A 17447-nucleotide genomic window follows, 5' to 3' on the forward strand; every position below is an offset into this window, starting at 1 on the left:
ATGGTCACGCAGCCCGCTGCTCCAGCCGCCCTTGCGGCTGACGAGCGCGCTCGTACCTCGGCTGCCGTGGGGCGGTCATCTCTGGTGGCGTCGCTCTCCTTGGCCCTCGTGGCCAGCGTCTCGGTGCTCGGATCTCCCACCGCGGAGGCCGCGCCCGAAGCCTCGGCGCCGCGCGCCGCGCAGCCCGAGCGGTTACCAGAGCGCGCAGCCTCCGAAGACACCGACAGCCTCCCCCCACGCGTCATCCGCGTGCTGCGGGAGGCTGATTCGTCTACCGTCTACGTGCTGCCCGCGGGCGAAGCGCGCAAGATCCTCGACGAGTTCTTCAGCGCGCAGGAAGCCGAAGCCAGGCGCCTCCACGAGGAGGCCCAGCGGGTGGAGCGCCAGCGCGTCGAGCGCGAGCAGCGCGTGGCGTACGAACGCCAGGTGGTGCAGCAGCAGAAGGCACAGCAGAAGGCGCAGGCGATCCGGCAGCAGCAGGTGACGCAGGGAACAGGGCAACAGGTCCAGGTGACCCCGCAGCTCACCGAGCAGCAGAAGAAGCAGATGGAGGCTGCGGCCGCTGAGGCCGAGTACAACAAGCGCCTCCAAGAGGCGCTCGAAGCTCTGTCCAAGGCCTTGTCAACGAGCCAATGCACGACCGTTGGCGGAACCAACGGCGAGAAGGCCTCGATCTCCTGCCCCATGGCCGACGGCTCGTCGGCCACGGTGAGCGGGGACGACAACGTCCAGGTGACCACCCCCACCCCGACGCCGACGCCGGCCCCTGCTCCCACACCGACGCCCTCGCCGGCCCCTGCTCCCACACCGACGCCCTCGCCCACTCCGTCTCCGGAGCCCTCGCCGTCGCCGACGGCGACCGAGGAGCCGGAGCTCATGACCGCCACTTCGCTGCCCGACGATCCCGTCACCGAGACCCTGAGCTCGGGCGATCTCGCGGCGGCGTTGTCGCGTGCCAAGTCCGAATGGGCGGCCGTGGGCGCCGACACCTCCGGCATCTCCGCCTCGGTCGGGGACCTCTCGGGTCTAGGGCTCGGCTCGGCCTCGGGAAAGTCGATCGTCATCGACGCCGACGCGGCCGGCTGGGGCTGGTCGCGGATGAGCCTCATCACGGTGGTGCGCCACGAGGTGGGCCACGCCCTGGGCATCGGACACGGCTCCGGCCTGATGGACGAGTCGCTCTCGCCCGGCGAGGCGCATGGCGTCAGCGCATCGTTCCTCCCACACCCCGAGCCAGCCCCGGAGCCCGAGCCAGCACCCGAGCCCGAGCCAGCGCCCGAGCCCGAGCCGGCACCCGAGCCCGAGCCGGCACCCGAGCCCGAGCCGGCACCCGAGCCCGAGCCGGCACCGGAAGCCGCGCCCGAACCCGAACCCGCACCTGCAGTGGCCCCTGAGCCGGAGCAGCCCGCGACCGACGACGCAGCGGCCACCTCGGCCGTCGACGCCGCGGCGACCCAGCCTGCGACGGAGGACGGCGCTCCTGTTGCCGAGCCGGCCGCTGATCCCGAGGCCACCGAGGACCCCGCACCGACCGAGGGGGACACCGCCCTGACCGTCGACGCCGCGACCCCCGACGCGCAGCCGATCGAGGACGCCGACCCGCAGACCCCCGCCGAGCCCAAGGCGGACGACGACCAGGTCGCCGCGACCGACGCCGACGCCGACACCCTCGTCGAGGCCACCGCCTCCGAGGACGTCACCACCGAGGACCTCGAGAGCGCCGAACCGGCCGAGGAAACCGTACAGACCACCGCCGCCCCCGAGACCGCCACCGCGTGGCAGGTCGAGGGCGGCACTGCCACGCTCGCACCGTCCGCAGACTTCGCCGGCGGAACGTTGAGCTACGACGCGGCCGCCAGGCAGCTCGTGTTCTCGAGTGGCTCCGGCGACGCGGCCCTCTCGGCCGTCGGCATCTCGACCGTCGTCATCGCCGCGGACACCATGTCGGCCATCACGGTCGACCTGACCGGCTTCCCGGGCGACGTCCAGACACCCCTCGACCTGGTGGTCAAGGGCTCGGCCGCCTCCCTCAACGTCATCAGCTCCGGCAACTCGCTCAAGCTGAGCTCCGACAGCTCTCGCGTCGCGGGTCTGCTGCTCAAGGGCCTCCGCGCCACGTTGTCGTTCATCGCGCCGCAGCTCGCTGCCGCGTTCGACGCCGGCGACGGCTCGATGGCCATCACGGGCCAGATCATCCTGACCGACACCGGAGCCCAGCTCACGATCCGCGCCCGACACATCGACGTCAGCGACGCCACCATCGATACCCGCGGCGCCAACGGCTCCGGCGCGATCACCCTGGTCGCCGTCGACGAGCGCACCGGCAACGCGTCGGCGTCGGTCAAGGTGCGCGGCACGTCCATGGCCGGCGGCGACATCACGATGACCGCCGACGCTTCGGCCACCGGCACCGCCGCCAGCCACGTGTCGGCCACCGCCAGTGTCGATGTTGACAACTCGCAGCTCATGTCAGCTGGCGCCGTCACCCTCCGGGCCACCACCCACACCCAGTCCAGCCTGCTCAGCCAGGGCTCCGCAGCAGTGGCCGCCGGCCGCGTCGACCGCCTCACCCGCGCCGCCCTGACCGGCTCCACCATCGCCGCCCAAGGCCTCGACGTCGACGCCACGGCGGCCGGCACGCTCGACGTGTCGGGCCTCGGCACCACCGGCACGCTCGACGGAGCAGCCCTCCTCGCCGCCGGCTTCACCGCCCAGCAGGTCGCTGCGCTCCAGGCCATCGCGGCGAACTCCGCGGGGGTGGGGGCCGGGTACCTCGAGTCCCTCACCGAGGCGCGGGTCTCCGGCGTCGACATCACGCTCGACGGCGGCAGCCTCTCGGTCACTGCGTCGTCCGCCGACCATTCCGTCGTGCGCGCCGCCGGGACCGGCAGCATCGCCGCCCTGATCGCCGACACCACCACCCGCGCCCAGTTCGACCACGCCGCCGTCACCGGCGCCAGCGACCTCACCGTCTCCGCCGCGACCACCGACCTCCGCAGCAGCCGCGCCCAGGGGAGCGGCGCCGCGTTGTTGGTCTCCCGGGCCGCCACCGACGCCGTCCTCGGCGAGGGCCTGCCCGTCCAACTGGCCGGCAGTCTCACGGTCTTGGCCGACCAGCGGATCACCTCCGGCGCCTCAGCCTCCGGCCTCGCCGTCATCCTCGGCGACCACCGCGTGGGCTCCACAGCCGACCGATTCGTCGACGTCCTCGGCGGCATCACCGTGCACGCAGCCGACGCATCCACCACCCAGGCCACCGCCACCACGGTCGCCGGCACCGCCCCGACGCTGCCCGCCGGACTGGCGTTCCTGGCCGACCCGCAGGCCACCATCGCGCTGGCCGCAGCGCCGGGCGCCCGCCCGCTCGCTGGCACCGCCGTCGTCGCCCTGCCCACGCGCGTCTCGGTCGTCGTCCCCGACGGCGCCCGCTTTGACGCCGACGGTCAGGTCTCCATCACCGCCGTCACTGTCGGCAGCGCCGGCGCCCAGGTCCTCGGCGGCACCACCGCCACCAGCGGCCCGGGCTTCGCCCTCGCCGTCGCTCCCAACGCAGCCGACGTCACCCTCTACGCCCCGGTCTTCACAGCCGGCACACTGACGGTCTACGCGGGACGCGGGCCACCAGCCACGCAGCCCACCACCGACACCACCGCCCCAGCCGATACCGGCTCCACCGCAGTCAACCTGCTCACCTACACCGCCACCGTCGAGCGCCTCGCCACCGGCGAGCAGCCCGCTCCGCTGACACCACCCCCCGGCGCCACGCTGGTCACCTCCGCCTTCGGCGGAACGGTCACCATCGGCTCGGCCACCCTCACCTTCGCCCCCGGGGCCCTGAGGGCAGATGCCTGGATCACCATCACCGCTCGCGACGCGCACGTCGCCGGGCTTCGGTCCACCTCCCCGATCTTCGACCTCCGCGCGGTCGACGCCCTGACCGGCGACGAGATCTCCACCTTCCTCATCGACCCGGTGCTCACCATCGCCGTCGATCCCGCGGCCACCGACGCCCGCATCTGGTACCTCGCCCCCGACGGCTCTCTCCAGGCAATCACCACCACCCGCGACGCGACCACCGGCACCCTCGCAGCAGCGCTGCCACACTTCTCCGACTACCTCGCCGGCTCGCCGCTGGCCACCGTCGTCGACCACATCGCCGACATCGTCGAGCAGTACGTCACCACCGGGGCCATCGACCAACTGCTGGGCGACCTCGATCTTGGAGGGGGCGTCACGCTGACCGGAGTGCGGCTCACGTTCGTGCCGCCCACCGCGGGCATCGAAGAGGGTCTTTACTCCGGCAGCGTGACGATTTCCGGCAGCCTGGCCATCGATCTCACCGTCGGCCCCTGGCAGCTGACCGCCACTGGCACCCTGGCCGCGTCGTACGAACTGGACGACGCCACCCTCGACGGCGGCACCCTGTCGCTCGCGGCCACGGACCTCGCGGTCCAGATCAGCACCGGCCCGGTCGACGCCCGCGTGGTCGTCGCCCACCTGGAAGCGGCCAGCGCCACGATCAGCCAGACCGGCGCGGACCTCACGATCTCCGCCACCGACGTCACCGCCGGGATCGGCCCCGCCGACGAGTTCCTGTTCTCCGCCGGATCCCTGTCGATCCGTTCGTTCAAGGACACCGGCGACCTGGCCCTCACCCTCGACGGCGCCACCATCGACACCGGCGTCGAGGACTTCCTCCTCACCAACGCCGCGCTCAGCTACGACGGGATCGCCGGCCTCGCGCTGGCCGCCGACCTCTCGCTCACCGTCGGAACCACCATCCTCACCGGCACGGCGAGCGTCGCCTACGCAGGCGGCGCGCTGGTCCTGAGCGTCGCCGACCTCGCCGCGACCATCTCCGCCACCGGTCAGAGCCTCGCCATCACCGGCGGCACCGGCTCTCTCGCCGTCTCAGGCGCCGGCCTCTCCGGCTCACTCGCCGCCACCGTCGTCGCCTCCGGCTACGTCGACGCCACCCTCACCGGCACTCTGGCCTTCGACGGAGCCGAGATCACCGCGGCGCTCGCCGCCCGTGACCTCAGCCTCGACCTCGGCGACGGCCTCAGCCTCACCGGCGCAGTCGTCGGTCTGGTCGTCGCGGTCACCGACACCGCCACCCAGGTGGCCGTCGACGCCCGCGGCACGGTCGCCCTCACCGGCGTGCCAGGGGTCACCGTCACCGGCGAGCTCCGGGCGCGCATCAACGGCTTCGCCGCCGCCGTCGACGAGACCGTGGTCTTCCCCGACGGCTCCGGCAACGTCGCGATCGTCTTCACCGCCGCGGAGGTAGCCACCGGAACCGACCCGTTCGTGTCCTTCGCCGGCGTCGGCCTCACCGTCGCCGTCCTGGGGCAGTCGTTCACCGCCGACCTGTCCTTCGCCGAGACGCTCACCGGGTACTCGATCACCGCCACCAACGTGCTCCTGAGCTTCGCCGACGGCGCAACGCCACTGGCCACCTTCACTGCGGCAACCGCCAACCTGGCGGTCGACGACGGCGTGCTCACCGCCGACGCCGAAGGCAGCCTCGTCATCACCGTGCCGGGCTTCACCTTCGAGGGAACCTTCGACCTGCAGATCAGCACGGATCCGAACGCCAGCAACGTCCGTATCCACGGCACCAACGTCGAGCTCGCCCTGCTGGGGCAGACGTTGAGCGTGGCCGAGTTCGACCTCGCCCGCGTCACCACCAACGGGGTCACCACCACCAGGCTCAGCCTGACCGACTGGGAGCTCGCGATCAGCGACGGCGCCACCGACCTGCTCACCCTCGCCGGCGTCACCGGCGTCGCCAGCGACCTGACGCTCGGCGCCTCCGGTGTGGCGGGCCGCATCTCGGCGACCCTCACCAGCGACCTCGGTGCGCTCACCTTCGCCAGCACCGTTCAGCTCGTGCTCAACACCGGCGCCGAAGCCGTCGGCGACGTCCCCGCAGGGCCGTACCTGTTCGTCTCGGCGACCGGCACCGCGTTGACCATCGGCGGCCAGAGCATCTCGGCCGACGTCACGTTCGAGCGCAGCGTCAGCGGGAGCGGCGACACCATCGTGCGCGCCACTGTCGCCAACGCGTCGCTCACGATCAGCTCCGGCGCCTCCACGCTCGTGTCACTGACCAACGGCACCGGCAGCCTCGTGCTCAGCGACCTCGGTTACACGGCCAGCCTGTCGGGCACCCTCGTCGTCTCGCTCCCGGGCGCGGCCATCTCCGGGCAGCTCTCGGTCGAGGTCGACAGCGCCGCGGACCGCGTGAAGGTCGTCGGCACCGGCATTTCCGTCACGCTGGGCGATCTGACGCTGACCGGCGGCGCCGAGTTCGAGCAGGCCGGCGCGACCACCACCCTCACCGTCTCCGACGCCCGCATCGACCTCGGCGCGCTTGTCCTCGACGACGTCGATGTCACGCTGACCATCAACGAGACGGCCGTCTGGGGCACCGCGACCGGCTCACTGGCCCTCAACGTGCCGGGCGTCACCGTCGACGCGACGCAGCTCACCCTCCAGATCAACACCGACCCCACCCAGGCTCACGGTGGGATTGATGCCGACACCGTCCGCATCGGCGCCGCCACCCTCGCTGTGACCGTGGCCGACGTCGAGATCACCGGCGGCGTCTGGGTCGAGCGACAGGGCGCCACCACCACCGTCACGATCACGGGTGGCTCGGCTTCCTTCGGCACGTTCGCGACGCTGAGTGCCGTCAACGGCAGCCTGCGCGTCAGCGCCGACGGCGTCGCCGGCGTGCTGGACGCCACGGTTGTCCTGAACGTGCCGGATCTGACCTTCGGGGCGGGCATGTCCTTCCGGATCGAGGCCAACACCACCGCCCAGGCCGTGACCGTCGACGATGGAGGTTCGTCGCTCACCCTGCCCGCCGGTCCTTACTTCAGGCTCGTCGTCGCAGGCGTCGACGCCACCCTCGGGGCCGGGCGTCTCACCGGCTCGTTCACGTTCCTGCGGGCCACCACTGTCGACGGCCCCCAGACGGTCATCGCCATGACCGGCGTCGAGGCCTCCCTCGACGGCGCGGCGCTCCTCTACGACGGTGAAGGCCTCCTGCTCCTCGATGCCGCCGGCGTGGCGGGCTACCTGTCCGGCGCAACGTCGGTGGGCGGCGACACCGTCGCCCTCGAGGGCTCGGTGCTCCTGCAAGTCAGCACGATGCCCGGCGCCGTCGACGTTGTGGTCAACCTGGCCGGAACGGACCTGACCCTGAAGCTGCCGGTCCCCCCGGCGAGCGGGCTCCTCTTCTCCGTGTCGCTGTCCGACGCGTCGGTGACGATCGGCAACTTCGTCACGATCGAAGGCAACCTGACCTACACCGACGCCGTCGTCGGTGGGGCCCCCGCTCGCGTCGTCGCTGCCAACGGCCTGACGATCTTCCTCGGCCGCGGGCCCGCGTACCTCGAGTCCGGAGCGCTCAACCCGCTGGCAGTCGGCGTGCTGCTGACCGACGCCACCATCGGGCTCATCCAGACCGGCACCGGCCAGGCCTTCGTAGCCTCCGGCACCGTCACCCTCCTCGGAGTCCCGGGCGCGACCATCACCGGCACCACGACGGTGCGGATCAACACCACCGGCGCCGCCATCAACGAGACCATCGAGATCCCTGGCAGCACCGAACCCGGCGTGCTCGTGAAGTTCGACGATGGCGCGTCCGTGACCGACTTCACCGTCGCCGACGCGATCCTCAGCTTCGCCGGCCAGACGGTGCGCGGCACATTCGGCTTCTCACGTCTCGACGGCGACCTCAGCCTCTCCCTCGAGGACGGATCGGTCGACTTCGGCGGCGGCGTGCAGCTCGGCGAGATCACCGGCAACCTTGTCGTGCGCTCCGTCGGCGTCGCGGGAAGCCTCAGCACCACCGTCACCATCGCGGCGCTTGGCATCGACGGTGTCACGGCCAGCATCGACGTCAACACCGGCACCGCGCCCGTCACCCTGACCAGCGGCACGCTGCCCGAGGGCCCGTTCCTCCGCATCGCGCTATCCAACCTCAGCCTCAGCATCGCCGGGCAGAGCGTCCAGGCCGACGTCGCCGTCGAGCGCCGCACGAGCGCCGGCGTCACCACCACCATCGTGGCGCTGAGCGGCGCCGAGTTGTTCGTCGGCGACCAGGGCGCGGGCCTCGGCATTGGCATCACCCAGGGCTCGGGCGTGTTCGTGCTCACCGCCACCGGCATGGCCGGGCACCTGGGCGGCGTGCTCTCCGTGCAGCTCGGCGACGTCGCCGTCGACGGCGACCTCCGGATCGCCATCAACACCTCCGCCGCCCGCGTCACCGGCTCCATTCTGGTCAACGGCGAGACCCTGACCGTCGACCTGCCCGCCGGCCCGTACGTGCGGTTCGAGGGCGCCGATCTCACGGTGACCGTGCTCGCGCAGGAACTGACCGGCGATGTGGCCATCGAGCAGGTCACGGTCGCCAACTCCACCCGCACCGTGCTGCGGATCGCCGTGGATAACGCCGCGCTGAGCCTCGGCGGGGGAGTGCTCGCCATCGACGACGCGTCGGCCTACCTGCTGCTGAGCGACCTCGGCGTCGCCGGTCGAGTCACCGGCACCGTGACCCTCGACGTTCCTCAGGTGATCCTTTCCGGCAACCTCGCCCTGGAGATCAACACGACCGGTCTGCTGGTCGACGAGACCTTCGTGCTTCGCGGAGCCACCACCCGGCTGGAGCTGGATGCTGGCACCTACGTGCGCGTCGCCGGTACCGACGTCGTCGTCAGCATCGCGGGTCAGAGCCTGACCGCCGACGTCGTGGTGGTCCACGGGTCCGGTGCCACCACCGTGACGCTGCGCAACGGTCGCCTGGCGCTCGGCGGAGCCACCCCGCTCCTCACCCTCACCCAGCCCGCGGAGGGCCAGACCGGCGACGTCGCCACCCTGACGCTCAGCGCGGCCGGCCTCGTCGGAGCCATCGCGGTCAACGCGGAGGTCGCGCTGCCAGGACTCACGATGTCCGGTGCCATCGCCATCTCCTTCAACACGACCGCCGCGCCCGCCACCGTGCCTGGATGGACCGATGCGCTGCAGCCCGGCAGCGTCGTGCTGGGCGGCGAGCAGCTCACGATCACCGTGCTGGGGCAGCAGCTCATCGCCGACGTCACCGTCGAACGCACCACTAGCGTCGCCGGCACGAGCATCGTCCGGCTCGGTCTGGGCCGCGCCTCGCTGACGCTCGGCCCGCTGACGGCCACCGCAGGCACCGGCTTGTTCGTCATCACGCCCGACGGCATCGCGGGCTCGCTCACCGTCAGCGTCGACCTCGACACAGGTGCCCCGTTCACCTTCGAGGGAGACCTCGAGGTGCAGCTCAACACCACCAGCGCCGAGGTTGCCGAGACCCTGCGCGTCGGCCCCGGCACCGTCAGCCTGGCGCTGCCCGCCGGCCCGTACCTCCGGTTCTCCGGCACCAACCTGCTGCTGCGCGTCCTCGGCCAGGAGATCCGCGGCGACGTCGCGTTCGAGCAGGCCACCACCTTCGGGCCGGACAAGATCGCCGGCACCACCGACGACGTTCAGATCTCGCGCATCGCCGTCGCCAACGCGAGCGTCATCATCAACGCAGGCCCCGCGCGCCTATCCGTGACGAACGGTTCCGCGCTCTTCGTCCTCGGCACGGGCCTCGCCGGACGCATCTCCGGAACCGTCGCCCTGACCGGCGTCCCCGGCGTGGTCCTCACCGGAGCGCTGACCGCCGAGGTCAACACCACGGGCGCGCTCGTCGACGAGACGATGCGGGTGGGCGCCTCCACCGTGACGCTCGAGTTGGACGCGAGCACGGGTAGCTACTTCCGTTTCGTCGGAACCGGTGTGCGCGTCGAGGTGGCCGGCCAGAGTCTTCGCGCCGACATCTCCGTCACGAAGAGTGGCAGCGACCTCAGCGTCGTGATCGGCAACGGCCAGCTCGATCTCGGCCCCGCTGGCGCACCGCTTGTGCAGGCCCTCAACGTCTCCGGCACGCTCGCCCTGGCCGCCGGCAACCTCACCGGCTCGCTGCAGGCCACCCTCAAGGTCCTGGTGCCCGGCGTCGAACTGACCGACAACATCTCCGTGACAGTGAACTCCGGGGCGGGCACGCTCGCCGTCGAGGTCACCGCCGCCACCCTCGTCGTCGCGGGTCAGAGTCTGGGTGCCGCACGAGTCGCGGTGAGCAAGCTCGCTAACGGCGATGTCGCCATGACGATCGAGGATCTCACCCTGCAGCTCGGCACCGTGGTCAACGTCACCGCCGACAAACACTGGGGCGGCTCGCTGCTCATCACCGCGCAGGGCGTCGCGGGCTCGTTCAGCGGCGACGTCACGGGTGTCTTCGGGATCCCCGACGTCACGATCGCCGGTTCTGTGGCGTTGGCCATCAACACGATGCCCGTTGCGGTCCGCCGCCCGGACCTCGGTCTCGACCTCCCAGCCGGAAGCTTCCTGCGCGTCGCGGTCTCCGGTGGCACCCTGTCGATCGCGGGCGGCCCGACGCTTCGCGGCAGCTTCGTCGTCAGCCAGGCCAGCACCACGACGATGATCGCGTTCGCGGGCGTCAGCATCTCGCTGACCGACTCCGACAGCACCCCGCTGAGCATCACCGAGGGTCGGGGCGTGTTCCTCATCCAGCCGGGCGGGCTGGCCGGCATCTTCAGTGGCGCCGTCGCCCTCGCGGCGGGCGGCTTCGGTGCCGGGGCACAGGTCTCGGTGCGCTACAACGCCACCACCGCTCCCATCAACGAGTCCGTCACCGTCGACGGCCTCGAGATCCCCGTCGTCTTCACCGTGGCAGAGGTGGCCAACCCAGATCCGTTCATCCTCGTGAAGGTCTCCGGATCCCTCAAGCTGGGCGACTTCGTCGAGGTCTCCGGCGAGATCGAGTTCGACAGCCAGGGCGGGCAGATCACGGTCAACAACCTCATGGTCTTCGTCGGCCAAGGCCCGGGCTTCCTCGACGACGGCACTGTCAATCCCGTCGCACGCGGCCTCTTCCTCACCAACGTCAGCGGCCAGGTCAAGGGCAACGCCCCCGGCACGCGCGTCATGTCGCTGTCCGGCGCCGTCGAACTCGTCGGCATCCCCGGCGTGACGCTCAGCGGCACCGCGTTCATCAACTACAACGAGACCTCGCTGGAGCAGGTCCTCGGCTCCGGCGATCTCGCGGTCACCGTCGCGGAAGGCGCCCCCGGCGCACCGCACGTGCTCGTCATCGGCGACCTGACGCTCGGCGTGGCCGGCCAGGAACTCACCGGCACCTTCGCCGTCGAGACGCTGCCGGGTGGCGGGCTGCTGCTTCGCTTCGGCGCGGACGCCCGCGACGGCGGATCCCCGCTCACCCTCAGCCTGGGCGACGGCGTCGTCGTGGCCAGCGTGCCGAGTGGCACGCTGGAGCTCACGAGCGCCGGGTTCGCCACGGTGCTGGTGGCCGAGCTGACCGTCAACGCCGGCACGGCCTTCACGCTCGACGGTGATGTGTTCCTCCAGCTCAACACCGGCGCGGCACCGCGCACCATCCAGGGCGTGCTGCTCCCCGCCAACTCGCTGAGAGTCCAGGTCGGCTCGCTCGCCGACCCCGCCGCGCTCAGCGTCGGCGGCCAGAGCATCAGCGGCGTCTTCGCCTTCTCGCAGGTCCGCGGCACGGTGGCCCCGAACGCCCCGGCCGGTACCGTCGCGCCCAGCACAGCGGTCATCGTCGCCTCCCATCTCAGCGCCTCCTTCGGCACCGAGACAGCCGGCGTGAAGCTCACCGACGGCAACGGCTTCTTCGTCGTCAAGCCCGAGGGGATCGCCGGACGCGTCGGCGGGACCATCACGTTCCTCGTCCCTGGCGACGCCGCGCGCTTCACCGGAACGTTCACCGTCGCCTTCAACTCCGGCGCCCAGGTCAGCGAGACCTTCCAGCTCGACCGCACCGCCGTGACGCTGGAACTGCCAGCCGGCGAGTACCTTGAGGTCACCGGCACCGGTGTCGCCATCGAAGTGGCCGGCCAGCGGCTCGCGGGCGACTTCACGTTCACCCAGGCGGGCTCCGACACCGCAATCACCATCGCCAACGCCTCCGTCGCGTTCGGCGACGGCACCACCACCTACGTCAGCCTCACCAACGGCTCGGGCAGCTTCACCCTCAGTTCGCTCGGCATCGTCGGCGAGGTCCAGGGCAAGGTGACCGTGTCCCTGCCCGGCATCCTGGTGACCGGCGACTTCAAGGTGGCCCTCAACACCGCTGATCCCCAGCAGTCCACGATCTCCGTGGCCGGCACCAACATCACCGTCGTCATCGGCGCGTTCACGCTCACCCAGGGCCTCGTCACGTTCCGCCAGCGCACCGTGGGTGGCGTGCAGACCATCGACATGGAGATCGCCGCGACCGCCAACTTCGGCGCGCCCATCGACGAGCTCACGTTCGGCGGCACGCTCCAGATCGGCCCCGCGGGCCTAGCTGGCTACCTCGAGATCGGGGCGGATGAGATCGATCTGGGCGGCGGGCTGTCCGTCAGCACCGAGAACCTGCGCCTCGAGATCAACCGGGCCGCCACCGCCGTGACGCTCATCAACGGCGAGCGCCTGGTGGCCGGCCCCTACGTGCGGATCGTCGGCACGGGGATCACGCTGGATCTGGGCGGCATGTCGCTGACGGCCTCCATCTACTTCGAGCAGGGCACCTCCGGCGGCGCCACCCGCACGATCATCGCCGTCGCCGGCGGCCAGGTGAAGATCGGCTCCAACGCGCTCCTCACCGGGGTCGAAGGGCTCATCCTGCTGACGCCCACCGGCATGGCCATGCAGCTGGCCGGCACCGTCAACCTCAGCTCGCTCCTGCCCAGCAGCGTCACCGTCGCCGGCTCGTTCTTCCTGCAGCTCAACAAGACCGGTGCCGAGGTCAAGCAGAGTGCGACGCTCGGCGCACGCACCGTCGTGCTCGACCTCAAGGCCGGCAATTACGTCCGCGTCGGCGGCACCGGCATCACGCTGACCATGTTCGGCCAGACGCTGACCGGGGACATGAGCTTCGAACAGAACGGTGCCACCACCACGCTGGTGCTCGCCAACGTCGGCCTCAGCCTGGGCGGCGGCATCGTCACCCTCAGTGACGGGCACGGTACGTTCACCGTCACCACCGGACGGATGTACGGCTCGCTCACCGGTTCGGTCGTCCTCGACGTGCCAGGCGTGGAGCTCTCGAGCGACATGTCCCTCACCGTCGACACCGATCCTGGCAGCCCGAAGTTCGCGATCTCGGCCAACAACCTCAAGGTGGTCGTGGCGGGCCAGAGCCTCAGCGGCAACTTCGCCTTCGAACAGAGCGGGGCGGCCACCGCCCGCGTCGTCAAGGTGACGGCGTCCAACGTCAAGCTCTTCCTGGGCGACGACAACGGCACCACCGACGAGGCCGACGACACCGGCCTCAGGCTCACCAACGGCTCCGGCGTCTTCCAGCTCACAACCGCGGGGCTGGCGCTGAGTCTCGAGGTGAGCGTCAACATCGTGAGCCCGGACCCGCTGCCGATCTCGCTCGGCGCCGGTGTAACGCTGGCGCTGCAGATCAACACGGCGCCGACGGCCGTCACCGTCCTGCATGACGGTACGCCGGTCGTGCTGCCGGCCGGACGCTTCCTCAGAGTCACCGTCTCCGGCGAGATCGATGTCTTCGGCCAGAAGCTCGGCGGCACCTTCCAGTTCGAGCAAGCCACTGCGGCAGGCCCTGACGGGCGCACCGGCTCCAGCGACGACGTCTCGATCGTGCGCGTGGCCGCCACCGGAGTGACGCTCTTCGTGGGCGCAAAGGGCGCCGCAGCGGATGGCAGCGACGACATCGGCATGGCGGTCAGCGGCGGGACCATCCTGTTGCTCATCACCCCGGCCGGTATCGCGGGGCGGATCACGGCCACCGCCGAGATCAAGCTCGGGCCGAACCTGCAGGCCAAGGCCGACGTCCTCGTCGAGATCAACTCGCTACTCCGCGTCGACGGCACCAAGCAGATCCCGCTCGCCGTCAACGAGACGTTCGTGCTCGCCGGCGTGCCGTCGACGCTCGTGCTGGCGGCCGGCAACTACTTCCGCGTCGGTGCCACCGACCTCGTGCTCGATGTCGCCGGTCAGCGTCTCACCGCCGACATCGCCTTCGAGCGCTCGACCCCGGTCAACCCGGTCGACGGCGCACTGACGGGATCCCCGGTCACCAAGATCCGCTTCGCCAACGTGGGGCTGCGCCTCGGCTCGCCCGACCGCGACGTGGTCGTGATCCGCGACGGCTCCGGCGCGTTCGACATCATCGCCACGTCGGGCGCCGTGAAGGGCGGTATCGCAGGGCATCTCCGCGCCACCGTCGAGCTGTTCATCCCGGGCGTGACCTTCCGTGGCACGTTCGAGGTGGAAGTCAACACCCGCGCCGTCGCGCACACCATCGACCTTCGCACCTACCAGCCGGGCGTCAAGGTCATCGGCAGCGGCGTCGAGCTGGTCGTCGCGGGCCAGCGCCTGACCGGCGGCTTCTCGTTCGGTATGAACACCGTCACCCAGGAGACCACGATCGGGCTCGACGCCGTCACGCTGGCCCTGGGCGACGGCACCACCACCTACGTGACCGCCACAGCCAGCGGGACGCTTATCGTCAAGCGCACCGGCATCGTGGGTGCGCTGGCCGCGAGCATCGAACTCAACGACGCCGTGCTGCCCGACACTGAGCTCGACGGCGACATCCTCGTCCTCATCAACACGACCACCACCGCACTCTCAGTCGATCCAGATGGGCCGATGGCGTCGGTGCTCGTGGGCGCCAACCTGCTCAGCGTCCAGGTTGGTCTCCCAGGCGATCCGGCCGTGCTCAGCATCCTCGGACAGGAACTCTCCGGCGTCGCGCTGTTCGAGCAGCGCACCACAGCCGCGGGCGCCAAGGTGGTGCGCCTCGCGTTGACCGACGTCAGCCTGTTCCTCGGCGACCCAGGACCGATCGGCGACGGCTCCGACGATGTCGGCCTGAAGATGACCGGGGGCAGCGGCGCCTTCCTCATCACCTCCAACGGCATCGCCGGCGAGGTGCTGGGCAAGGTCAGCCTCGTCGGCCTGCCGATCCGGATCAGTGCTGAACTGGCCATCCAACTCAACACACTCGTGGTGGCGGGCCAGGGGACGGTCGTCAACGAGATCTTCCAGTTCACCGGCGTCTCGGTCACCACTGAGGTCGATGGCAACGCCAGCACGAAGGAGAAGCAGATCATCTCCGTGCAGGCCACCTCGGGCACCTTCACGCTGGCCGCCGATGTCAACCTCAACGGCCGCATCGAAGCCGCAGAGATCTCCGCCGCGCTCGCCTTCGACGCCACGACCGCCCAGGTTGAGGCGGCCATCGAGGGTCTCTTCGGCGGCGACGTCGTCGACGTCACCAGCACGGTCGCCGGCGTCTACGTGGTGACGTGGAAGGTGAACGGGGCACGGCCCGAGCTGCTCGCCAACGTCCGAGTGCTGTCCCTACCCAAGGGCCCGATGCTGCGCGTGGCCGCCACGGACATCAACATCACGTTCGTCGTCACCGACAACGGCGATCCAGCGCTGGACGAGACGTTCACGATCAGCGGCAACTTCGTCTTCGAGCGCCTCGGCTCCGGCGCCAACGCCATCTCGCGCATCGCGCTGACCAACGTAGAGCTGGATTCCGGCGAGGACATCGGCGGGTCCGAGAACCCTGGGCTGGTGTCCGGCTCCGGCTTCATCGTGATCTTCGGTGCCGGCGCCACCACCAAGCCCGGAAGCCCCAACGTGATCACGTCGACGGGCGGCATCGCAGGCATCGTCACCGGTAAGGCCGCCGTCAGCACTGTCGGCTTCGACGCGGAGGCCACCGTCGGCTTCACCTTCAACACCACCGGCCAGCCGGTCGTCCAAACCATCGAGGTGGCAGGGGAGACGATCACCCTCGACCTGCTCGACGCCCCGCGGTTCGGCTTCATCGCCCGCGACGTCTCGTTCAACTTCGGCGATGTCGTCGAGGTGCGCGCCGGCGAGATTCGCGTCAGCGGTGGCACCTTCAATGGCTCCGGCATCGAGCTCTTCATCGGCTCGGGCCCGTCGCTCCGCCCGGACGGCACGATCAATCCCGACGCGGTCGGCGTGCTGATCCGCGATGCGCAGGTATCCCTGCAGACGAATGCGAGCGGCTGGGCGCTACGGGTCAAGGGCGACCTCGCGTTCATCGGGCTGGACGGACTGACGGTCTCCGGCACGGTCGAGTTCCAGATGAATACGTCCACGGAAACCGTGTCCCTGCCCGATTTCCAGGGCGGCCCCACCGGCTCCGTCCTGCCCAACGCCTTCTCGTTCAAGGTCAGCGACGTACTCATCAAGGTGGGCGACGTCGTGACGCTCAGCGGCTCGCTGCGGCTCACACGGCAGCCGAGCGGCACGCTCGACCTCGCGCTCCTCGGGGCCCGCGTCGTCGTAACCATCGACGGCAGCGACATCGTCGGGCTCGCGGGGTTTGCCACCTTCACCATCTCGCCGGCCACCGGCTTCCAGCTCGGCACGTTCTCTGTCACGGACTTCGCCGCCTACCCGAAGGCGCTCCCCGCCCCGACCCCCGCCGCCCAGCAGGCGTACGTCACGGCGAGCCTCGCCAACCCGCTGCGCGGAGCCGTCGTCCCAGGCGCTCTCACCTACATCGACGTCACGTTCAGCACGAGCGACGGGCTGATCAAGACCAGCTCCGTCGGCATCGACGACCTCCAAGTCACCGTCGGTACCTCGGTCGTGTCCCCCACCAGCGTGACGCACGTGAACGGAAACACCTGGCGCTACGCCGTCGCCATCCCGGCTCAGACCTCCATCGTGTCGGTGCGGTTCGTCCCCGGCAGCGTCGTCGCGACGGAAACGCAGGCCTCGACGGTGGCACTCGGAGCGCTCATGGGCTCGGTGGAGCAGTTCTTCGTCTACATCCCCGTCGTCGTCAACGGCGTGCCGCAGCGGCCCGGACCGGTCGCCTCGCTTCCGGTGGCGACCATCAGCCAGCAGCAGCTCAACGCGCAGGGCTACCTCGACATCACCTACACCTCGCTGCCCGATGCCGGCGGCGTGGTGCGCCCGCTGGATCGCGACAGCATCGAGGCGTTCGCCACCACCGCGCCGTTCACCATCAGCGGCCAAGTGGCCGACCTCAAGCTGAACGGCACCAAGCCGGCGCTTCGCGGCATGATGCGGATCTCGGGCGCCGACGGCTCGACGTCCATGACCTACCGCTACTTCTTCATCGACAAGAACACCGGCAACACGCTCGGCCTGTTCACCGGCACCGGCCCGGTGCGGATCACGTTCGACGCCAACGCGGCGCGGGACACGGGCGGCGGCACCAGCGTGCAGCAGACCCTCACCCTGCAGCTGCAGGCTGGCGCGGTGGGGGAGACCCCGACAAACAGCCCGATCGCGCTCGGCCCACTGACCTTGCAGAACCCGACCGTCGGTCTCGGCGGCTTCGG

Annotated in this window: 1 protein-coding gene (cut by a window edge); it reads left to right on the top strand. The window is 70.5% G+C overall.

What is annotated here, in order from left to right:
* On the top strand, nucleotides 1-17447 hold the beginning of the coding sequence (locus tag RPIT_RS01030) for a hypothetical protein (protein WP_077339714.1). It continues 19636 nt past the right edge of the window; only the first 17447 of its 37083 coding nucleotides appear in the window; the start codon lies at nucleotides 1-3; its stop codon lies beyond the right edge, outside the window.

It is taken from the genome of Tessaracoccus flavus, from assembly GCF_001997295.1.
Taxonomy (GTDB): domain Bacteria; phylum Actinomycetota; class Actinomycetes; order Propionibacteriales; family Propionibacteriaceae; genus Arachnia; species Arachnia flava.